Raw genomic sequence first — 2,662 nt, forward strand, 5'->3', positions numbered from 1 at the left:
GCCTCCTCCAGCATGCCGGGGACCAACCGCGTGAAGCGCCGGTGCAGGCGCGGCCGGTGCCAGGAGGCGAGCCCCACCACCGCCTCCTCGGTGAGGACGGTGGGGGTCGTGGGCTGCCCACCCCCGTCAGGGCCGGTCCCCGGGGCACCGGCGCCGTCGGTCAGCTCGACGGCGACCGCGAGGAGATGCCGACGCACCAGGGGTGCATCGGGACGCGAGACCTCGGCGGCCAGGGCGTTGACGGCCGAGCCGTCGGGCAACCTGGATCCCGCCAGCGCCGGTGCGCGGGCCCCCGCGAGCCACCCCTCCACGAGGAGGAGCCACTGGGCGTCGCGTCCGAGGGCGTCCCAGGCCCCGGGGCGGGAGATCTTCCAGCGGGAGTCGTCGGGGTCGAGGGCGAGGAGTCCGGCGGCGGAGGCGAGTTCCAGCAGCCAGCGGGTCGCGGCGTCGGTGCACCGCCGTGCCTCGCGGACCCGCCGCAGCTCACGCACGCCCACCCCGCCGGCGCGCAGCGCGCCCCGGGGGTGCCGGTGACCAGGGTGAGCAGGGCCGTGACCAGCCGCAGGGTCTCGGCGACGGCACCGAAGGCCGCATTGTCCCGCAGGGAACGCCGGGTGCTGCGACCTGCGTCCGTAGGCGGGAGCAGGTCGAGGGAGTCGAACACGGCGCCGTCGCGCAGCGCCCGGCCCACCCCGCGGGGCAGCTCCACGTGGAGGGCGTCGAGCGGCACCAGCAGGCAGCGGTCGAGCAGCCAGCGCACGGCGGGTGGGGTGGCCGGTCCGTCACCGGTGGCCGCGGATCCGACCGGGCTGCCGCGCAACCGTGGCAGGAGCGAGCGCGCCTCGGCGGGGGCGTCCGCCCGCGGGGCCTGCCCGGAGGCCGGGGCCGCCGCCCGCCTCGCCAGTGCCCGTGCCGCGGAGGCGGACGTGGGCGACGACGGCGCTGCGGTCCCGGGCGCGGCACGCTCCATCGCCTGGACCAGCGCGGCCCCGAACCCCGGGACGGTCCGGGCGAGCGTACGGAACGGTCTGCCGAGGCCCGCGGGGTAGGGCCCGAGCGCATCGGCGAGTGCACCGACCGGGAGCAGCGCACCGGACTCCGTCACCACCACCAGGGCCCGCTGCACGAGGTCGGAGAGCAGCTCGTCCAGCGCCTCGGCCCGCGCGGAGGTGAACGCAGCGGCGAGGTCCTCATGGGACACAGGCTCCGGCTGCTCCTCGTGAAGGACCACCAGCGCCTCCAGGACCTGGAGCCGGGGTCTGGAGAGGTTGTCGAGTGCGCGTTGCACGCTCACCCGGGTGGAGGCCCTCGCCGAGAGCGCGGCGAAATCGGGCACCGGGGGAAGCACGAGATCGGGCCGGACGGACAGCAGCCGGCGCAGGTCGTCATCGCTCCCGCGTGCCAGCTGGTCGGCCAGTGCTCGGATCGCGGACATCACCCCCACACTACCCAGCGGGGCCGACATCCGGACCGGGCGCGGGCGTCCGTGCCGCGAGCGGCAGGAGCCCCGTCCCGCGTGCCGTCAGGTGTGTCCGTCAGGGGCGCCGTCGGGAACGGACGGACCAGACCACCAGGGACATCATGAGCAGGAAGGCGGCGGGCAGGCAGAGATAGGTGGCGAGCACGAGACCCGGCCACACCGTGCCCTGGAAGTACGCGATGCCGAGGATCATCACGAGCGACACGAGGCCCACGGCCGCCAGGCCCACGGCGAGCACCATGACGACGAGCCGGGCCCTGGAGGAGGACTCGGTGCGGCCGAGGGGCGCAGCGGGGACCGCGGGTCGTTCGGCGGGAGGGTGGAGCGGTTCGTCGGCGGTCATCCCTCACAGGGTACAAGAAGCACGGCAGGGGGACCTCCGGTGAGGTTATACCCTGGGAGGCACGGACTTTCCCGGCGGTGGTGCGCACGGCGCCAGCAGGTGCAGCACACCCGGGACCGTGGCCGTCGGCGCTCGCCGACGGGTTCGGCTAGGAAGAGGTAATCAACGTGCCCATCGGCAAGGTCAAGTGGTTCGACGCGGACAAGGGTTTCGGCTTCGTGTCCACCGACGAGGGCAAGGAGGTGTTCCTGCACGCCTCGGCGCTCCCGGCCGGGGTCACCGAGGTGAAGGTGGGGACCAAGCTGGAGTTCGGGGTGGCCGACGGGCGTCGTGGCCTGCAGGCCCTCTCGGCGCGCATCCTCGAGCAGGCACCGTCCGTGGTGAAGGCCACCCGGAAGAGCGCCGATGACATGGCCGTGATCACGGAGGACCTCATCAAGCTGCTGGACGGTGTGTCCAACGGGCTGCGGAAGGGCCGCTACCCCGAGAAGTCCCACGCCTCGAAGGTCGCCGCGGTGCTCCGGGCCGTCGCCGACGACCTCGACGCGTAGGCTTTTTCCATGACCTCCCCCACCCCGGACACCGCCGGCACCGCTCCGTCCAGCACGGACGAGACGCCGGCCGCGCCCCGGAAGCCACGTGCAGCCCGCAGGATCCCGAAGTCGGACGCCGTCCTCGAGGCCGCGTCCGAGCGGGCCCGCCTCGGTGTGCTCGCGGCGGTGCCGGAGGCGCAGGTGGGACGCCACGTCGCCGCCGGCGTCGAGGGTGAACGCCTGTGCACCCGCCGCTTCGAGGCGGGCGTCCCCGGGTACGGCGGGTGGGGGGGGGGGGCCGCCCGG

General features: G+C 74.7%; 4 protein-coding genes and 1 pseudogene. 2 read left to right on the forward strand and 3 right to left on the reverse strand.

All coding sequences use genetic code 11. From position 1 onward, the window contains the following. The 3 genes from AC792_RS12690 to AC792_RS12700 form a co-directional block, all read right to left on the reverse strand. Positions 1–197: hypothetical protein (locus AC792_RS12690; RefSeq protein WP_160317646.1), on the reverse strand; the 197-nt coding region annotated here is incomplete at its 3' end. Further along, positions 161–1,435, reverse strand: a complete 1,275-nt coding sequence (locus AC792_RS12695; protein ID WP_152916212.1) for a hypothetical protein — start codon at positions 1,433–1,435, stop codon at positions 161–163. The genes AC792_RS12695 and AC792_RS12690, both read right to left, overlap by 37 nt. 100 nt (positions 1,436–1,535) lie before the next feature. Beyond that, positions 1,536–1,823 carry a hypothetical protein gene (locus tag AC792_RS12700; RefSeq protein WP_049830878.1) on the reverse strand — a complete coding sequence of 96 codons (288 nt, stop codon included), beginning with the start codon at positions 1,821–1,823 and terminating at the stop codon, positions 1,536–1,538. Between the two features lie 167 nt (positions 1,824–1,990). On the opposite strand from AC792_RS12700, the gene AC792_RS12705 reads away from it, so the two are divergent. Continuing rightward, on the forward strand, positions 1,991–2,374 hold the full coding sequence (locus AC792_RS12705) for a cold-shock protein (RefSeq protein ID WP_049830879.1): 384 nt from the start codon (positions 1,991–1,993) through the stop codon (positions 2,372–2,374). A gap of 9 nt (positions 2,375–2,383) precedes the next feature. Beyond that, positions 2,384–2,662: pseudogene (locus AC792_RS12710) on the forward strand (DUF3027 domain-containing protein); the annotation flags it as partial.

Source organism: Arthrobacter sp. RIT-PI-e, assembly GCF_001187915.1.
GTDB lineage: Bacteria > Actinomycetota > Actinomycetes > Actinomycetales > Micrococcaceae > Arthrobacter_D.

Bases quoted from the DNA above. Each gene is read 5' to 3' on its own strand.
- AC792_RS12695 (WP_152916212.1), bottom strand. From the start codon at position 1,435: ATGTCCGCGATCCGAGCACTGGCCGACCAGCTGGCACGCGGGAGCGAT.
- AC792_RS12700 (WP_049830878.1), bottom strand. From the start codon at position 1,823: ATGACCGCCGACGAACCGCTCCACCCTCCCGCCGAACGACCCGCGGTC.